This is a genomic window from Rhodococcus sp. WWJCD1 (assembly GCF_002258735.1).
Lineage (GTDB): Bacteria > Actinomycetota > Actinomycetes > Mycobacteriales > Mycobacteriaceae > Rhodococcoides.
Genome location: NZ_NOXY01000033.1, coordinates 235,362 through 251,011, shown reverse-complemented (window position 1 = coordinate 251,011; position 15,650 = coordinate 235,362). Strand labels below are relative to the sequence as shown.

Sequence of the window (15,650 nt, the reverse complement as noted above, 5' to 3'; positions counted from 1 at the left end):
GTTCGTCATCCTGCGGGCCGGCGAGGAGAACACCGGCGATGCGTTGATCGCCGAACTCAAAGCGCAGGTCTCCAAGGAGATCTCACCGATCGCCCGGCCACGCGAGATCTCCATCGTGCCGGAATTGCCGAAGACCCGCTCCGGCAAGATCATGCGACGCCTCCTCCGCGACGTCGCCGAAGGCCGCGAACTCGGCGACGTCTCCACCCTCGTCGACCCGAAGGTATTCGAGGCAATCAAAAAAGGCCGCTAGCAAACACTCTCAGTCGATCGATCGGCACCAGCACCCGCATTGCTTCAACGTAGCTGGTGCAACCTCGGTCTTTGACGCAAGGAAACTATGACCCAATTCGTGAAACTCCAGACGCCAGAGGATCACACCGGAGTCGGAATCATCTGCATCGACCGGCCGCCGCACAATCTGCTCAGCCGACAAGTACAGATGGAGATCGCCGCCGCGGCCGAGGAGACAAACCGACGCTCCGATATAAGCGCCGTAGTGGTGTACGGCGGTCCGAAAACTCTCGCGGCCGGAGCCGACATCAAGGAGCTGCACTCCATGACCTCGGCCGAACTACGCGCGGATGCCCGCCGCCTTCAACAACATCTCGGTGCCATTGCGGACATCGGCAAGCCGACGGTCATGGCAATCACCGGTCTGGCTGTCGGTGCCGGTCTCGAGCTGTGCCTAGGGGCCGACCGACGTATTGCCGCCGCGAACGCGAAGCTCGGGCTCCCCGAAACCAAGTTCGGAATCATGCCGGGAGGCGGGGGCACACAGCGTTCGTGAGCAGCCGTAGCTCGCATAGAGGGCGGCACCGCTACCGGGACCGTAGTCGAGGACTTCGCCGACTACCTGCTCACCGTCCCCGCCGCCGGCCGAAACTGGGCGATGGGCCATCGCAACGAACGGCGGAACGCTGATCTTCGCCGACGACGCCGACATCATCATCGAGCATCACAAATCCGAACCGTCGACGACAACACCGGAGACACCGAACGACGTCAGCGACAAGACCTGACCGGTGGACATCTACTCAATTCTGGTTGCCTCGGTCATCGGGTTCGTGGCCGTACTGGGCATTGTCTTACCAGTCCTGCTGGTCACGACGATCATCGCCATCACGCGGGCGCTGCGAAACCGCACCAAAGGTTCCCAAAACAAACACCCGGCGTCAGCACCAAGTGCAGCCGACTTCTGACACTGACAAACGTCATCGACACTACTGATCCTCGCGTTGATCGCCCACGCTGTCGGAAAGTCGATTCGCGTCGCGATCACCGCGTAAAGAGCCACGTCATCGACAGGCTGAGCGTATCGCGAACGTCGCTACGGCCCGGACGACGGCGTAGGCGCGTGATACGCATAGGCGTACTCAAAGTCTATCCCGGACATCGTCGTCCATGTCCGGACCGCCCGGCAGATTCAAGGCCCACCACAACCGGCGCCGATACTCCGCACCCGAAATCCCGAACGCTACGAAGATGTCCTCATCATCGGCACCACCGTACGGTTCCCGACGCACCGCAAACCCCACAAAAATCTCAGCTGACCGCTCGTCCGTCATACCGAAATTCTCGCCGACCTATCGACCGTCCGCACACTCCCACCACAGCCCCGACAAACCGAAACCTGCGAGGCCCCGATTGCGCACTCCACTTCTGCTCCCAGATTGTCGGGAGTGGCCGATTAACGGTGGGTGAGTCTCGTTGGGCTCTGGTGAGACAATAGATGCTTGTCTGGTGTGGAGAGTAGGAGCTGTTGCAATGTCGACACGGAGGATAGATCCGGGGGCTGTGCGTCGACGGGTTATCGAAGCCACTGTCGAATGCCTGGTTGAGCACGGGTACGCGGGCACAACGACGCAGCGGGTGCAGCTCGAGGCCGGGGTGTCTCGCGGGGCTTTGTTGCATCATTTTCCGAGTAAACCTGCGATGTTTCTCGCTGCTGTGCAGCACGTCGGGGAACAACAGGAATTGGCGATACGCGCGGCGGCAGAGCGCAGCATCAGCGGACCCGATCGACTGGACTTCGCGTTCGAGGTGTTGCACGAGGCGATGTCGGGGCCTTTATATCTGGCCGGCTATGAATTGTGGATGGCGGCGCGAACGGACAGCGATTTGCGTTCGGTTCTCACCCCGTACGAGCGGACAGTCGGTCAGAACCTGCGGGAGTTGGGTGTGATGGTCTTCGGGCCCGAAGTCGCCACGCTGCCGGGGTTTGCGACAGCGTTCGAGTCGCTGGTTCAGATGTTTCGGGGCCTTGCATTGACCGGGGTTCTTCGTGAGAACCCGGATCGGGACAAGGAGCTGATTTCCGCGTGGCGCTCGGTCTTCCCGATAATGTGCGGCGTGGCGCAGCCGTAGCCCGCTTGCCGTTGATGGGGTTGTCGGGGTGTGTCATCGGTAGAGACGAATGAGGGCTTCGGCGACGCACGCCGGCTTGGCGTTCTCGGCAATCTCGATCGTCGCGATCAGGGTGAGCTGCACGGCGTCGTCCGCTGCCGGTTCCACCGCCGCAACAGAGGCAGTGGCGCGTATTCGAGCTCCGCTCGGGACCGGCGCGGGGAAGCGAACTTTGTTGAGCCCGTAGTTCAACGCCATCGAGGTCCCGTGCACTTCGAAGAGTTCCGGAAGCAATCTGGCCAGGATCGAGAGGGTGAGGTATCCGTGTGCGACGGTGGTGCCGAAGGGTCCACTGCGTGCGCGTTCAGGGTCGGTGTGAATCCACTGGTGATCGCCGGTTGCGTCCGCGAACTGGTCGATCATGTGCTGATGCACCGTGATCCAGCCCGTTGCGCCCAGATCTTGTCCCACTGCGACGTCGAGAGAGTCGACCGAATCGAAGGTGTGCATCAGCCGATCAGCCCTCCACTGCACGCGAGAACCTCGCCGGTGATGTAGTCGGACTCGGGTAGGCAGAACAAGTACACCGCCCCGGCTGCTTCTTCGGGGGTGCCGAGACGGCCGAGGGGTGCGATGTGTTGCGCTGCTTGCAGGATCATCGGATTGACTCCTACTTTGATCTCACGTCCGTCTATGTCGACGGTGGCGTCACCGTCTGCGCTGGCTTCGGTGAGTCTGGTCTTGATCAACCCGAAGGCCACTGCATTGACGGTGACGTGGTAGCGGCCCCATTCTTTGGCCATGGCTTTGGTCATCCCGAGGATGCCTGCTTTGGCCGAAGAATAGTTCACTTGGCCGGCGTTCCCGTAGAGACCGGCAAGCGAGGAGATGTTGACCACTTTGCGGGTAATACATTGTCCTGCAGCGCTTTCACGTTTGGCTGCGGCGCTGATGATGGGTTGGGCTGCTCGTAGTATTCGATACGGCGCTTTGAGGTGGACGTCGAGGATTGCATCCCACTGTTCGTCGCTCGTCTTCTGGATGACGCCGTCCCATGTGTAGCCGGCGTTGTTGACGATGATGTCGAGTCCGCCGAACGACGTGACGGCGGTGTCGACGAATCTTTCGGCGAACCCGTCGACGGTCACGTTGCCTGCGCAGGCGACGGCAGTGCCTCCGGCGCGTTCGATGTCGGCAACTACGGCGTTCGCGGCTGCGGGGTCCAGGTCGTTGACGATCACGTTTGCTCCGTGTGCAGCGAGTTTGTGTGCGATGGCGGCCCCGATGCCGCGGCCGCTTCCGCTGACGAGTGCGGTCTTGCCGGTGAAGGTGTTCATCGTGTCGTTGTCCTTGTCGTCGAGTCGAACGATCCGTGGCGTCCGGCACCGTCGGCGAACCGGCTGGCTCCTGCGATGGCGTCGCTACCGATCGAGACGAGTCCGTGGTGGTATTCGTTTGCTGCGGCGTCGGTTTCGGACATTCCGTCCTGTTCGAGTAGGGACATGCGGTCGTGGCGCATGCATGTCTGGGGGAAGGCACTGAGCTCGTGTGCGAGCTCTACAGCCACTCGAACCGCCTCCCCTGTGGGCACTACCCGATTGACCAGGCCGATCCGCAGTGCCTCGTCGGCGTCGACAGGACGGCCGGTGAGGATGAGGTCCATCGCGCGACTGGTCCCGATCAACCGTGAGAGACGGTAGGTACCGCCGTCGATCAGGGGCACACCCCATCGGCGGCAGAAGACCCCGAAGATCGAATCCTGCGCTGCGATACGCAGATCGGCCCAGGCCGCGACTTCCAGGCCGCCGGCGACGGCGTGGCCTTCGATTGCCGCGATGACCGGTTTCGACAGACGCATGCGGGTGACACCCATCGGGGCGTCACCGTCGGGTGCGAACCGATTTCCGTGGCCGGTTGCCACTGCTTTCAAATCGGCTCCTGCGCAGAACACACCGCCTCGACCATGTATTACGGCGACAGAGGCGGAGGAATCGGCGTCGAATGCGCGGAACGCATCGGCCAACGCGTCCGCGGTGTCTCGGTCGACGGCGTTGCGGACGTGGGGGCGGTCGATGCCGATGAGGGTGACGGGTCCATCTCGTTCGACCAGCACTGTTTTTTCGATCATGTCTTCACCTTTTTCGGTTACAGCGAGCGAGCGATGAGTTCTTTCATGATTTCGTTTGCCCCGCCGTAGATGCGTTGGGCGCGCGCGTTGGCGTACATCTGGGCGATGGGGTACTCGGCCATGTAGCCGTTGCCGCCGAAGAGCTGGAGACAGCGGTCGACGACCTGGCATTGGATGTCGGTGGTCCAGTACTTGGCCATCGATGCGGTCGCTGCGTCGAGGGTGCCGTCGAGGTGTTTGGCGACGCAGTCGTCGACGAATACTTTTGATACTCGGGCGAGGGTGGCGCATTCCGCGAGTTCGAACTTCACGTGCTGCTTGGCGAACAGCGGCTTGCCGAACGCGTGACGGTTCTTGGTGTAGTCCACCGCGAGGTCTACCGCGCACTGCGCGCTCACCGCAGCTGCAACCGCGAGAAGCAATCGCTCCTGCGGTAGCTGGGTCATGAGCTGAGCGAAGCCCATGCCTTCGACGTCGCCGAGAAGGCTGTCCGCTGGTACCGACGCTTGGTCGAAGAACAGTTCCGCGGTGTCTCCGCTGTGTTGACCGAGTTTGTCCAGCACTCGGCCGCGTTGAAATCCGGGACAGTCGTTCGCGTCGACCAAGAACAGGGACACTCCGTGTGCTCCGCCGGCCGGGTCGGTCTTGGCGGCGAGCAGGATCAGGTCGGCGGAGCCGCCGTTGGTGATGAATGTCTTCGCACCATCGATCGTGTACCGATCGCCGTGCCGGACTGCCCGGGTCGACATGTTCGCCAGGTCGGATCCCGCACCGGGCTCGGTCATGGCGATGGCGGCCACGACCTGACCCGACGCCATGCGGGGAAGCCAGTGGTGGCGTTGTTCCTCGGTTCCGTAGGCGAGCAGATACGGTGCCACGATGCCGCTGTGGACGTGGTTTCCGAAACCGGGCTCGTCGATACGGCTCTGTTCCTCGAGGACCACCATGTCGTGGGCGAATGTGCCTCCTCCTCCCCCGTATTCCGTGGGTATCGCCAGACACAGAAGGCCGAGCTTTCCCGCCTCGAGCCAGAACTCACGGTCGATGAATCGTTGCTCCGCCCAACGCTTCTGGTTCGGAACGGCGGCGGTCTCGAAGAACTTGCGCGCGGTCTCCCGCAGTGCCTGTGTCTGGTGGTCCGATGCCCATGCTGGGGCGGTGGCTGCGGAGGTCATGACGCGACCCTAGCAGTCCGTCCAGACGGACTGTTCTACAGAGCGGGTGAGCCCGTCGCCGCGCGGTGTCCATCGCTACCATGTCCCGATGACCTCGGGCGGGACTCGCGTTCGCAAGCTGACGGCTCGATCGGCAGTCCTGAGCGCGCTGCTCGGCGCGCATCCGGCGGAGGCGTCAGCAGCCGGGATTCTGACGTTGGCCACCAAGTTGGGCTTCGGGCAATCCGCGGTACGGGTGGCGCTGACGCGATTGGTCGCAGCCGGCGATCTCGATCGAAGTGACGGGATGTACACACTCTCGGCGCGCCTGATCGACCGGCAACGCCGACAGGACTTCGCGTTGCACTATCACGCGAGCGCGTGGGACGGCAGCTGGCGTCTGGCGGTCGTCACTACCGGCGCGGAGGATTCCACCGACCGGGCTGCACTGCGTACGGCGTTGCGCGCCGCCAAGTTCGGGGAGGTGCGCGAGGGCGTCTGGGGTCGCCCGAACAACGTATCGACCACGGTCCGGGCAGATGCGAGAGAACGATTGACCTTGTTCCGGGCGGTCCCCGAAGGCGACGCCGTCGACTTGGTGAGTGAGGTGTTCGCGCCCACCGAGTGGGCGAAGGCCGCAGAAGAGTTGGTCACGATGCTGCGTGAGGCCTCGGTCATGGTCGAACGCTTCGAGATCGCGGCGGCCATAGTCCGGCATATCCTCGACGACCCGCTCCTGCCTGCCGAAGTACTTCCTGCGCACTGGCCAGGACACGATATCCGGCAGGCCTACGAGGCGTTTCGGATCGAATTGACGACCCTCGCCGAGGAAATCCTCACCGCAACCCGCTGAGACCACCGGACGGGCAGACGAGTCGACACGGCCCAGAGAATTACTTTTTTCTAGCGCGCGACACCGGAGGTGTAATACTGTTACTGGGGGTCACATCATTCGGTTCGAGTGCAGGAGTTGGTTATGGCGCTACACGCGTCCAACATGGACGAAACCGCAGAACGGCTCGTACGAAGTGCGGAGCTGATGTCGTTCGACGTCGACAGGGACATCGACTGGTCCTCGGGGTTCGTCCCGGACCTGGCCTATTTTCCGGAACATCGTTGTTCGTTGTTCGGAACTGCGATGTGGGATCGTTTGTCCCGGGATCAGAAGGTCGAGTTCTCGAAACACCAGCTCGCGTCGACACATGCGATCGAGGCGTGGGTCGAGACCCTGTTGATGCAGATGTTGATTCGTCAGGTCTACAACGCGGACAGCGCCACCTCATACGCTTGGCATCTGTACACCGAGATCGCCGACGAGTGCCGACACTCGACGATGTTCGGCCGGATGGTGGCCGCCACGGAGATGCCCACTTACGGTGCGCCCCGATGGGCCCGCCAAGCGGCGAAGATCCTCGGAGCTACCTCGCCTCCTGTTGTCGCCATGGCGCTCGCGATGTTCTTCGAGGAATACGGTGACGCACTCCAGCGCGAGACCGCAGCGGACGAGTCGGTACAACCCCTGGTCCGCCGAATCAGTCACATCCATGTGATCGAGGAGTCACGGCACCTGAAATTCGCTCGAGCAGAACTCGCCGAGCGCCTACCGAACTCGGCCGTGGAAAAAGCGTTGATCTCGGCCCTGTACGGACCCATTGCGCTACTCGTCACCCGCTACATGGTCTCGCCCAAGATGTACGAGAACTGTGGGTTGGACAAACGTGCAGCCACCCGAGCGGCACGCAAGAACAAGCACTGGCGACAGACCCAGAAGTGGGCTTCCGAGCATGCCATGCGCACCTTCGCCGAATTTGGCATCCGCAACCGGTTCGGAGACGCTCTGTGCCGCGTCGCCGGCGTCCTCTGAGCCCGCGATGGTCCATGTCGTCACAGGGGCCTGCTGCAATGACGCCCGCTGCGTCACAGCGTGCCCGCTCGATGTCATCCACCCCCGCCCCGACGAACCCGAGTTCGCGACCGCGGAAATGCTGCACATCGACCCGACAACCTGCATCGACTGCGGCGCATGCGCCGACGCCTGTCCGGTCGATGCGATCGTTCCGATCGACAAGCTTGTCCCGACCCAGCTCCACTTCGCCCAGGTCAACGCCGATTACTTCGCCGGACGCCCGGTCACACCGTTCTCGATCGGGCCCACCCGCGCCATCCCCGTACTTCCGCCCGCACTGGGCCGTCTGCGAGTGGCGATCATCGGATCCGGTCCAGCAGGGATGTACGCCGCCGAGGAACTGTTACGCCACAGCGACATCGACGTCGATGTGTTCGAGCGGCTGCTCACACCCTGGGGGCTCGTGCGTTCGGGCGTGGCACCGGATCACCCCGAAACCAAAGCGGTCGCGGCGACGTTCGAAACGATTGCGCGGGAGAGAAACCTTCGTCTGCGGCTCGGTGTCGACATCGGCACCGACATCACTGTCGAAGACCTACGCGAGCGCTACCACGCCGTCATCGTCGCCGCCGGAGCACCAACCGGCCGCACCCTCGACATCCCGGGAGCGACTCGCCCAGGGAGCGTCTCCGCTCACGAGTTCGCAGGGTGGTACAACGGTCACCCCGATGCAGCGGACACCACCTTCGATCTGTCGGGCACCCGCGCAATCGTCGTCGGAAACGGCAACGTCGCCCTCGACACCGCACGCATCCTCCTCACAGACCCGGCCCTGCTCGCCGGCACCGACATCGCAACGCACGCCTTGACAGCACTCCAGCACAGCCGCATCGAAGAAGTATGGATACTCGGCCGCCGAGGCCCCCGGCACTGCGCATGCACCGAATCCGAACTGACAGCGCTCGCAACACTCCCCGGGCTCGCGATCGAGGTGGACCCGCACACCGATCTCGACCCTCCACGCGAACTCGACACCGACAACGCAGCCCTACCCCGCAAGCTGAGCTTTTTTCGGACACACACCGGCACCGGCAGTGAGGGCAGAAAACGAATCGTCTTCCGGTTCGACACCTGCGTGACCTCGATCGACAACGACGCTCCCACACTGTCGGTACAGATCTCCACACCCACCACCACCGAAAAAGTCTCCGCCGCAGTGGTGATCCACGCGATCGGCCACGACTCCCACGCGATTCCTGGAATCCCCGTCCTTCCCGGAACGACGCGGACACCGCACACGAACGGACGTATCACCGACGACGCCGATGGCACCCCGATCACCGGCCTGTACACCGTCGGCTGGCACAAGCGCGGCGCAACCGGGGTGATCGGCACCAATCGATACTGCTCCCAGGACACCGTCGCGGCCTTGCTTGCAGACTTCGCCGACGGACACCTACAGCAGCCGAAACACAGTGCCGCCGCGCTCGACTCGATGCTCACCGCACGCGGAATCAGGCCCACCGATCTTCGAGGGTGGCACAGGATCGACACCGAAGAACGGCGCCGAGGCCAGGCGACAGCGCGTCCACGCAGCAAGATCGTGCGCCGCAGCGAACTGGCAACCACCGCACACCCCTGACCGTCAAAACCAAGGAGCCGAACACATGGCACGCCACGAAGTCACCAACCAGGTCCCCGAACTCGTCGATTACGACGCCGCAGATCAACCCTCGGTCCTCGAAGCCCTCCATCGCGCCGGTGCCGATCATGCCCTCGACGCAGTGCATCGCGTCGGACGTCTGGCCGGTAGCGCCGAAGCAATCGGATGGGGCGATGCGGCCGAGGCGAACCGACCGGCACTGAAAACTCACGACCGCTTCGGCAACCGGGTCGACGAGGTCGTCTACGACGCCAGCTACCACACGCTGATGACGCATGCTGTCGAACTCGGCCTCGGCGGAACCCCGTGGACGAACCCCACATCGAACCCGCACCTTGTCCGCGCCGCAACGCTCAGCGTCTGGGGCCAGGTCGACGCCGGGCACGGCTGTCCGATATCGATGACCTACGGCGCAGTCCCGGCGCTGCGCGCCAACGCAGAACTTTCCGCACAGTACGAGCCACTTCTGACCTCGACCGTCTACGACCCGGGTCTGCGAAACCCACTGTCCAAGAACGGGATCATCGCTGGAATGTCGATGACGGAGAAGCAAGGAGGCTCCGACGTCCGCGCCAACACCACCAACGCGAAACCGATGACCGACGGCACCTACCGCATCACCGGCCACAAATGGTTCACCTCGGCACCGATGTCCGACGTATTTCTCGTCCTCGCCCAAGCACCGGGCGGCCTCTCGTGCTTCTTCGTCCCCCGGGTGCTGCCGGACGGCACTCGAAATCAGTTCGCGCTCCAGCGGTTGAAAGACAAGCTGGGCAACCATTCGAATGCCAGCAGCGAAGTCGAGTACGACAACACCGTCGGCTGGTTGGTCGGCGACGAAGGCCGCGGGGTCCCGACAATCGTCGAGATGGTCAACATGACCCGTCTGGACTGCACGATCGGGTCCGCGACCGGCATGCGGGTCGGAGTGACCCAGGCCGCACACCATGCCGCACACCGCAGTGCTTTCGGCGCGACACTGTTCGACCAACCATTGATGCGCAATGTGCTCGCAGACCTCGCGGTCGAAGCCGAAGCCGCGACGACGGTTGCACTGTGGTTGGCCGACATCACCGACAAAGCGGTATCGGGAGATCCGCAGGCCGATGCCCTGCGCCGAATCTCATTGGCGATCAGCAAGTACTACGTGTGTAAGCGGGCACCGATGCACGCAGCCGAGGCACTCGAATGCCTGGGCGGCAACGGGTACGTCGAAGAGTCTCGGATGCCACGTCTCTACCGCGAGGCACCGCTGATGTCGATCTGGGAAGGATCCGGCAACGTCGCCGCACTCGACGCGCTCCGCGCAATGGCGAAACAACCGCACACCCTCACCGCGTTCTTCGACGAGGTAAAGCTGGCGAAGGGCGCAGATGTACATCTCGATTCGGCAGTGTCCGAGCTCGAAACGCAGTTCACCGACTTCGACACCATCCAATACCGCGCACGCCGCGTCGTCGGGAAAATGGCGCAGGTTCTGCAAGGTTCACTGCTGGTTCGGCACGGACACCCTGCCGTCGCCGACGCCTTCACCGTGAGCAGGCTCGGCGTCGACCACGGCGATGTCTTCGGGACCCTCCCCCACGGCGTCGACACCGCGGCGATCATCGAACGCGCAACACCGAAAATCGGCACCAGGTAGGTATCACCGAATGACTGACCACTCAGAGCACTCCGGGACTCGCCCAGCCGGTTGGCGCGACGACCTGACCGCCGGCGACGATTCGTTGTTCGCCGGTCGGGTGCACGCCGATTCCCCTCACGATTACCGCACCCTCACCTACGAGGTGACCGGCAGAATCGCTCGAATCACCTTCGATCGACCCGACCGGGGCAACGCCATCACCGTCGATACCCCCATCGAACTGGCGGACGCCGTCGAACGCGCCGACCTCGACCCCCGCGTGCACGTGATGGTCGTATCCGGCCGCGGTAAGGGCTTCTGTGGTGGATACGACCTGTCGATCTTCGCCGAGAACGTCGGAGAGCCGGTCGAGGGACCGGACCGATCGACCGGAACCGTCCTCGATCCGGTCGCACAAGCCCGCAACCACAACCCCTGGGGCACATGGGATCCGATGGTCGACTACGCGATGATGAGCAGGTTCAACCGCGGATTCGCCAGCCTCCTGCACGCCAACAAGCCGACCGTCGCGAAATTACACGGTTTCGCCGTCGCCGGGGGAACCGACATCGCGCTGTATGCAGATCAGATCATCTGCGCTGACGACACCAAGATCGGCTACCCGCCGACCCGTGTGTGGGGGATCCCAGCGGCGGGTATGTGGGCACACAGGTTGGGTGACCAACGCGCCAAACGCCTTCTGTTCACCGGTGACTGTATATCCGGAAGACAAGCCGCTGAATGGGGCCTCGCTGTCGATGCCCCGACTGCCGACGAACTCGACGACAGGACGGAAGAACTGCTCGAGCGGATCGCGCGCATGCCGATCAACCAACTGATGATGACCAAACTGGCGCTCAACAGTGCGCTGCTCGCGCACGGAGTCGCGAACTCCACCATGGTGAGCACGATCTTCGACGGCATGTCGCGACACACCCGCGAGGGATACGCATTTCAACTTCGCTCCGCCACAGTAGGTTTCAGAGAAGCCGTCCGCGAACGCGACGAGCCCAACGGAGATTGGAAGCGAGCCGGGGGCATCTGAGAGCCGGGCAGTTCGAGCGTAGCTTCGTGTTTACAGGAGCGGAGATCAGTAGATCGGTTACCGCTCATCCCCCATTACGGAGTCGGGACAGCATCTCGTACACCTGCCGCCGCGAGACCCCAACTACTGCGCCGCGTCCTCGACCACTGCGGTACCGATTGAGGACCGATCCACCAACTCTGCGAGTATGGCGAACCGCGAACGCGCCTACTTGTCACCCAAGTTGGCCATGGTGGCGAGGTCGTAGAGGGTAGAAAAACTGAGCTTGAAACTCGATGCGGTCACGACGATGGCGACGAGGAGGCCGATGCCGAGCGCCCACTTGATGATGGCCGGGTGGATTTCGGCTGGCTCCTGACGGCCGCGTTCTGTCCCTCTCCGCGCAGGTGCCGGTGCATCTTGCAGCGACCATAGGGCTCTACCGGTTCGCCGATCGTCCCGCGGAGCGCGGCGGTGAGGCTCATTGGAGATCGTGCGCGCGGACAGTGGTGCTGACTCTAGATGCGGAGGATGCGCGGCGCGACGTGCACGCCATGCTCAGTTGGCACGCCGCAACCGACTCGAACCGATAATTCTGTGCACCCATGATGGATGACACTCGATCTCGTCAATTTCCCGTGTGCAGCGATTCGGGCGTCGAATCGTCGCTTACCTACCGCGCGTGCTGGGCAAATCGCCGGCAAGTTTTCTAGTCAGCGGTGGGAACTACCGGGAGCAACAGAGCCGAAGGCGTGGCTCCTCCGTGAAACACGGTCTGATTCGCTGCGAGTGGCCTCACGTCATGCAGCCATTCATTTTGACCGGTGTTGCTGTTCGGCTGCTGAAGCGGAAAGTTGCTGGAGGAGACCTGAAGACGAACACGGTGACCAGGCGCGAACCAATAGCTTGTGGGAGAAAGCTCGACCACCACGCGCTGCTGGCTATGCGGTTGCACCAACCCCTTGGAGCCTGCTCGAAATCTCAAGCGCACCACCCCGTCGCAAACATTGGTCGACCTCCCCTCGATGTCGACATCGGTGAGCTTCGCAGTGAAGTCGGTGTCTACCGCTGAGGTGGAGACGAACAAGGTCACCGTGACGGGCCCCGTTATTTCGAGACCTTCTTCGAAGGGCGTGCTTGTGTAGACAAGCACATCAGCCCGAGACTCTACTGCGGTTTGATCGAAGATCCCGGCAGGCAGATAGGCTCCTAGATGTGTCCCCCCGACCGAGGGGACTGGGTCGTCGGGGTCGTAGGTGTAGTTGTCCACGCACTCGCTCTGTGGCAACAATGCAGAGAGTGCCCCGTCACCATCGGCGGTGTTCGCTGACCCGTTGCTCTTCAAGTAAAGCGGTGTCCATTCGGTACGCGCCAGGGGCCATTCCCATTCATCCCTCCAGAGGTCGGCTCGCTGAACGTAGAGGGAAATCGGCGCGCCGCTCTCGATCTCCGACGATCCGCTGGCGTCCAGGTAGCGTGCCAACCAGTTACGAACCACATCAGGTCTAGGTCCCGGCGTCGTGCCCAACATGCCCATGCTGTCGGGCTGCTGAGTAAGCGGTGGCGTCCACGATCCGACCGGGGCATTCGAGCCGTAGTGTGTATACGGGCTGATGATTAGCCGCTGAGGGGCCAAAGCGGCACTCGCGGCGCGTACATAGTTGCGGATGGTTCCGCGTATGAAAACGTCGTGCCATCCCCCCAGGTGCAGTCCCGGGACGGAAAGCACCTCGAGCTCGTCTCCGTAGTCGAGGTAGTCCCAAAATGAGTCCTCGGGGTCAGGGTGTGCCAGCCATTGTGCAACCCAAGGCATCAGTTCTTCCAGCTGCTGATGTGTATGCGCTGGCTCCGACGCCAGTTGCATGACCGATCGCCGGTTGGCCTCGGTGAGTGCAGTCATTCTGCGCATGAGCTCGGCCGCGTGGGCCTCCTCTCCAGCACTCAAGGTCAGCAATTCCACCAAAGTCGGGGTCGTATCGCCCTCGGCGAGTACGCGCCACCGAGGATCCCCCACAGCCAGCCCAGTTCGTGCGAGTCGGTCCGGAAGCATCAGATTCCCTACCCAGCCGATCAGGTTCTCGGGCTGCACCACTCCACGATCGAAGTAACCGAACCCATCGAAAACTCCGCCTGTGACTCCTACGACGACACCTCTAACTGCCGGGTGCTTTGTGGTGGCAGCCAACCAGGTGAAAAGACCACCAGCAGAGTCCCCACGAAGCACTACCGCCCCGTCTGACCATGGCTGCCTGGTGATCCAGTCCAGTGTTGCAGTCGCATCTTCTTGGTCGTGTTGACCAAGGTTGAAATCTCCGTCCGATCCGTGCCGTCCGCGAACGTCTTGAGCGACGGTTGCGTAGCCCTGCGCCGCACTTGCTTGACCGACCACCTCGGCTGCCGACGCAGCTTCGGTGATTCCGTAAGGTGTCCTCATCAAGATGGTGGCGTATGGACCAGCGCCCGCTGGTAGGTAGACTGCGGTTCTCAGTTTGCAGCCGTCGGCGGCGACAATGTCGACCGTAAATCTACGGATCGGTTCATTGTTTGCGGCCTGAGCCGGGGCCTGAGGTGACTGCTCGGCGGGTTCGATCTGCTTCATACCGTCAGTATCCGGCCGTCTGCGTCAACGGACTACCGCCATTTGGCGGACCGAAAGCCGAACTTGCGCGGACGATCGAGGCAAGAGTTACCAGTCGTTCCGCCGCGCTCTTCGCAGCATCACAGCCAGATAGGCACGCAGACGTCCATCTGCACCTTGTACCGAGTAGTCAAGGAGGCGGCCGAGCAGCACGATGCGTTGTTGAAGTGTCGAGTGGTGAACGCCGAGTACCGCCCCTGCAGCCCTACGACTGTCCGACGTGGCCAAGGCAATAATCGTGTCCTCGACCCATCCGCAGGCAGCCGCCGCGCGGTCGATGAGTTGAATCTCCCTCAAGGCTGTTGGCGAGTCGGCGTTTTGCGCGAGAAGCTTCAGGGCACCTAAATCGTCAGCGGCGATCCGGGTCGCGCCCGATTCGCCTGTCGCAGCAGTCACGCGCAAAGCTGCGCGAGCGTCGTCGAAGGCTGCGGGCACGTCAACAACGCTTGTAGCGATAGCCCACGCAGCTCGTGAGGGCAACCCAGCCGGCCAGGCAGCTGACGCGCACAACGTGACCACAAGGGATCCCAACGGGGCAGATCGAGGCGGGAGCTTTCCGCGTCCGCCCAAGGTTACGACGACGGTGATGGGTGAAGTGCTCAGCCCTAACCGGGCGGCAACGCTGTGCCGGACCTGGGCCGACTCTGCGCGGTCGATCAGGATCTCTACGAGCCCAATATCGCTCCCGGCAAGCGATGATGTTGCTGTTCTGGACAGCACTGTCGACACCGCAGAGGCAAGGCGGTCGAGCACGTAGGGATCAGAGAACACCGCCGGCCCCGAACGATCCAGCCAGATGCTCGCGCCACTCATCCCGGGCACGGGATGCGCACCCAAGGGGATCTCAAGGGTTTGAGCCTCAGTGCCGTCGCCCCTGATTACGAGAGGAAGCGTACGTCCGCCATGCACGACTCCGACCGGGCATCCTGTCAGTTCAGCCGCGCTTTTCAACAGTGCGCGTATCCCCACTCCCGCCAAAGTGAGCTGATCGAAATGATGGATGACTCGGATTGCTTGTGCGGCAACAGGATCGACGTCGTCCAACCGGCCAGCAAGATCATGCATTGGCGTATTCCTCTGACTCGAGAAAGGGTGTCAAGCGGCACCCCTTCCGAGGATGCACCCGGCCCCCAGCGTTGTCTAGTCACATCAGCCGACGTCTTGCAGACGCAGATCTGCACTGCAGCGGCGAAATGAACCGCTTCACCGATCGAGGCCAGCCCTCAG

General features: G+C 62.7%; 14 protein-coding genes and 1 pseudogene. 9 read left to right on the top strand and 6 right to left on the bottom strand.

All coding sequences use genetic code 11. The annotated features are described in order from the left end of the window. The 4 genes and pseudogenes from CH286_RS27290 to CH286_RS27275 form a co-directional block, all read left to right on the top strand. A partial coding sequence (locus tag CH286_RS27290; RefSeq protein ID WP_441347115.1) for an AMP-binding enzyme occupies positions 1-253 on the top strand: 253 nt, incomplete at its 5' end. Positions 254-340: 87 nt separating this feature from the next. After that, a pseudogene (locus tag CH286_RS27285) lies at positions 341-784 on the top strand (enoyl-CoA hydratase/isomerase family protein); the annotation flags it as partial. 241 nt (positions 785-1,025) lie between these two features. After that, positions 1,026-1,202 carry a hypothetical protein gene (locus CH286_RS28000; protein WP_176458371.1) on the top strand — a complete coding sequence of 59 codons (177 nt, stop codon included), beginning with the start codon at positions 1,026-1,028 and terminating at the stop codon, positions 1,200-1,202. A 565-nt stretch (positions 1,203-1,767) separates the two neighbouring features. Then, positions 1,768-2,367: a TetR/AcrR family transcriptional regulator gene (locus tag CH286_RS27275; RefSeq protein ID WP_094610960.1), complete on the top strand. Its 600-nt coding sequence runs from the start codon at positions 1,768-1,770 to the stop codon at positions 2,365-2,367. Between the two features lie 33 nt (positions 2,368-2,400). Here CH286_RS27275 and CH286_RS27270 read toward each other — a convergent pair whose 3' ends face one another. The 4 genes from CH286_RS27270 to CH286_RS27255 are packed head-to-tail and all read right to left on the bottom strand — an operon-like array spanning position 2,401 to position 5,649. After that, entirely contained in the window at positions 2,401-2,856 is a 456-nt protein-coding gene (locus CH286_RS27270) for a MaoC family dehydratase (RefSeq protein ID WP_094610959.1), read from the bottom strand. Next, positions 2,856-3,683: an SDR family NAD(P)-dependent oxidoreductase gene (locus tag CH286_RS27265; RefSeq protein ID WP_094610958.1), complete on the bottom strand. Its 828-nt coding sequence runs from the start codon at positions 3,681-3,683 to the stop codon at positions 2,856-2,858. The genes CH286_RS27270 and CH286_RS27265 overlap by 1 nt, the downstream gene beginning before the upstream one ends. Continuing rightward, entirely contained in the window at positions 3,680-4,474 is a 795-nt protein-coding gene (locus tag CH286_RS27260) for a crotonase/enoyl-CoA hydratase family protein (protein WP_094610957.1), read from the bottom strand. The genes CH286_RS27265 and CH286_RS27260 overlap by 4 nt, the downstream gene beginning before the upstream one ends. Before the next feature lie 17 nt (positions 4,475-4,491). Continuing rightward, complete coding sequence (locus CH286_RS27255; protein ID WP_094610956.1) at positions 4,492-5,649, bottom strand: acyl-CoA dehydrogenase family protein; 1,158 nt, start codon at positions 5,647-5,649, stop codon at positions 4,492-4,494. 88 nt (positions 5,650-5,737) lie between these two features. Here CH286_RS27255 and CH286_RS27250 point away from each other — a divergent pair, with 88 nt between their 5' ends. The 5 genes from CH286_RS27250 (at position 5,738) to CH286_RS27230 (ending at position 11,806) form a co-directional block, all read left to right on the top strand. Beyond that, complete coding sequence (locus tag CH286_RS27250; RefSeq protein ID WP_094610955.1) at positions 5,738-6,481, top strand: PaaX family transcriptional regulator C-terminal domain-containing protein; 744 nt, start codon at positions 5,738-5,740, stop codon at positions 6,479-6,481. A 123-nt stretch (positions 6,482-6,604) separates the two neighbouring features. After that, positions 6,605-7,492 carry an AurF N-oxygenase family protein gene (locus CH286_RS27245; RefSeq protein WP_094610954.1) on the top strand — a complete coding sequence of 296 codons (888 nt, stop codon included), beginning with the start codon at positions 6,605-6,607 and terminating at the stop codon, positions 7,490-7,492. A 7-nt stretch (positions 7,493-7,499) separates the two neighbouring features. Further along, the gene (locus tag CH286_RS27240; protein ID WP_094610953.1) at positions 7,500-9,116 is read left to right on the top strand and encodes an FAD-dependent oxidoreductase; all 1,617 of its coding nucleotides are present in this window, start codon (positions 7,500-7,502) and stop codon (positions 9,114-9,116) included. A 25-nt stretch (positions 9,117-9,141) separates the two neighbouring features. Then, positions 9,142-10,779, top strand: a complete 1,638-nt coding sequence (locus CH286_RS27235; protein ID WP_094610952.1) for an acyl-CoA dehydrogenase family protein — start codon at positions 9,142-9,144, stop codon at positions 10,777-10,779. 10 nt (positions 10,780-10,789) lie between these two features. Next, positions 10,790-11,806 carry a crotonase/enoyl-CoA hydratase family protein gene (locus CH286_RS27230; protein ID WP_094610951.1) on the top strand — a complete coding sequence of 339 codons (1,017 nt, stop codon included), beginning with the start codon at positions 10,790-10,792 and terminating at the stop codon, positions 11,804-11,806. A gap of 688 nt (positions 11,807-12,494) precedes the next feature. Here CH286_RS27230 and CH286_RS27225 read toward each other — a convergent pair. Continuing rightward, positions 12,495-14,384: a CocE/NonD family hydrolase gene (locus CH286_RS27225; RefSeq protein WP_094610950.1), complete on the bottom strand. Its 1,890-nt coding sequence runs from the start codon at positions 14,382-14,384 to the stop codon at positions 12,495-12,497. A gap of 87 nt (positions 14,385-14,471) precedes the next feature. Continuing rightward, positions 14,472-14,858 (bottom strand): helix-turn-helix domain-containing protein, encoded by a 387-nt coding sequence (locus CH286_RS27700; protein WP_141215910.1) that lies wholly within the window; start codon positions 14,856-14,858, stop codon positions 14,472-14,474. Between the last annotated feature and the right edge of the window lie 792 nt (positions 14,859-15,650).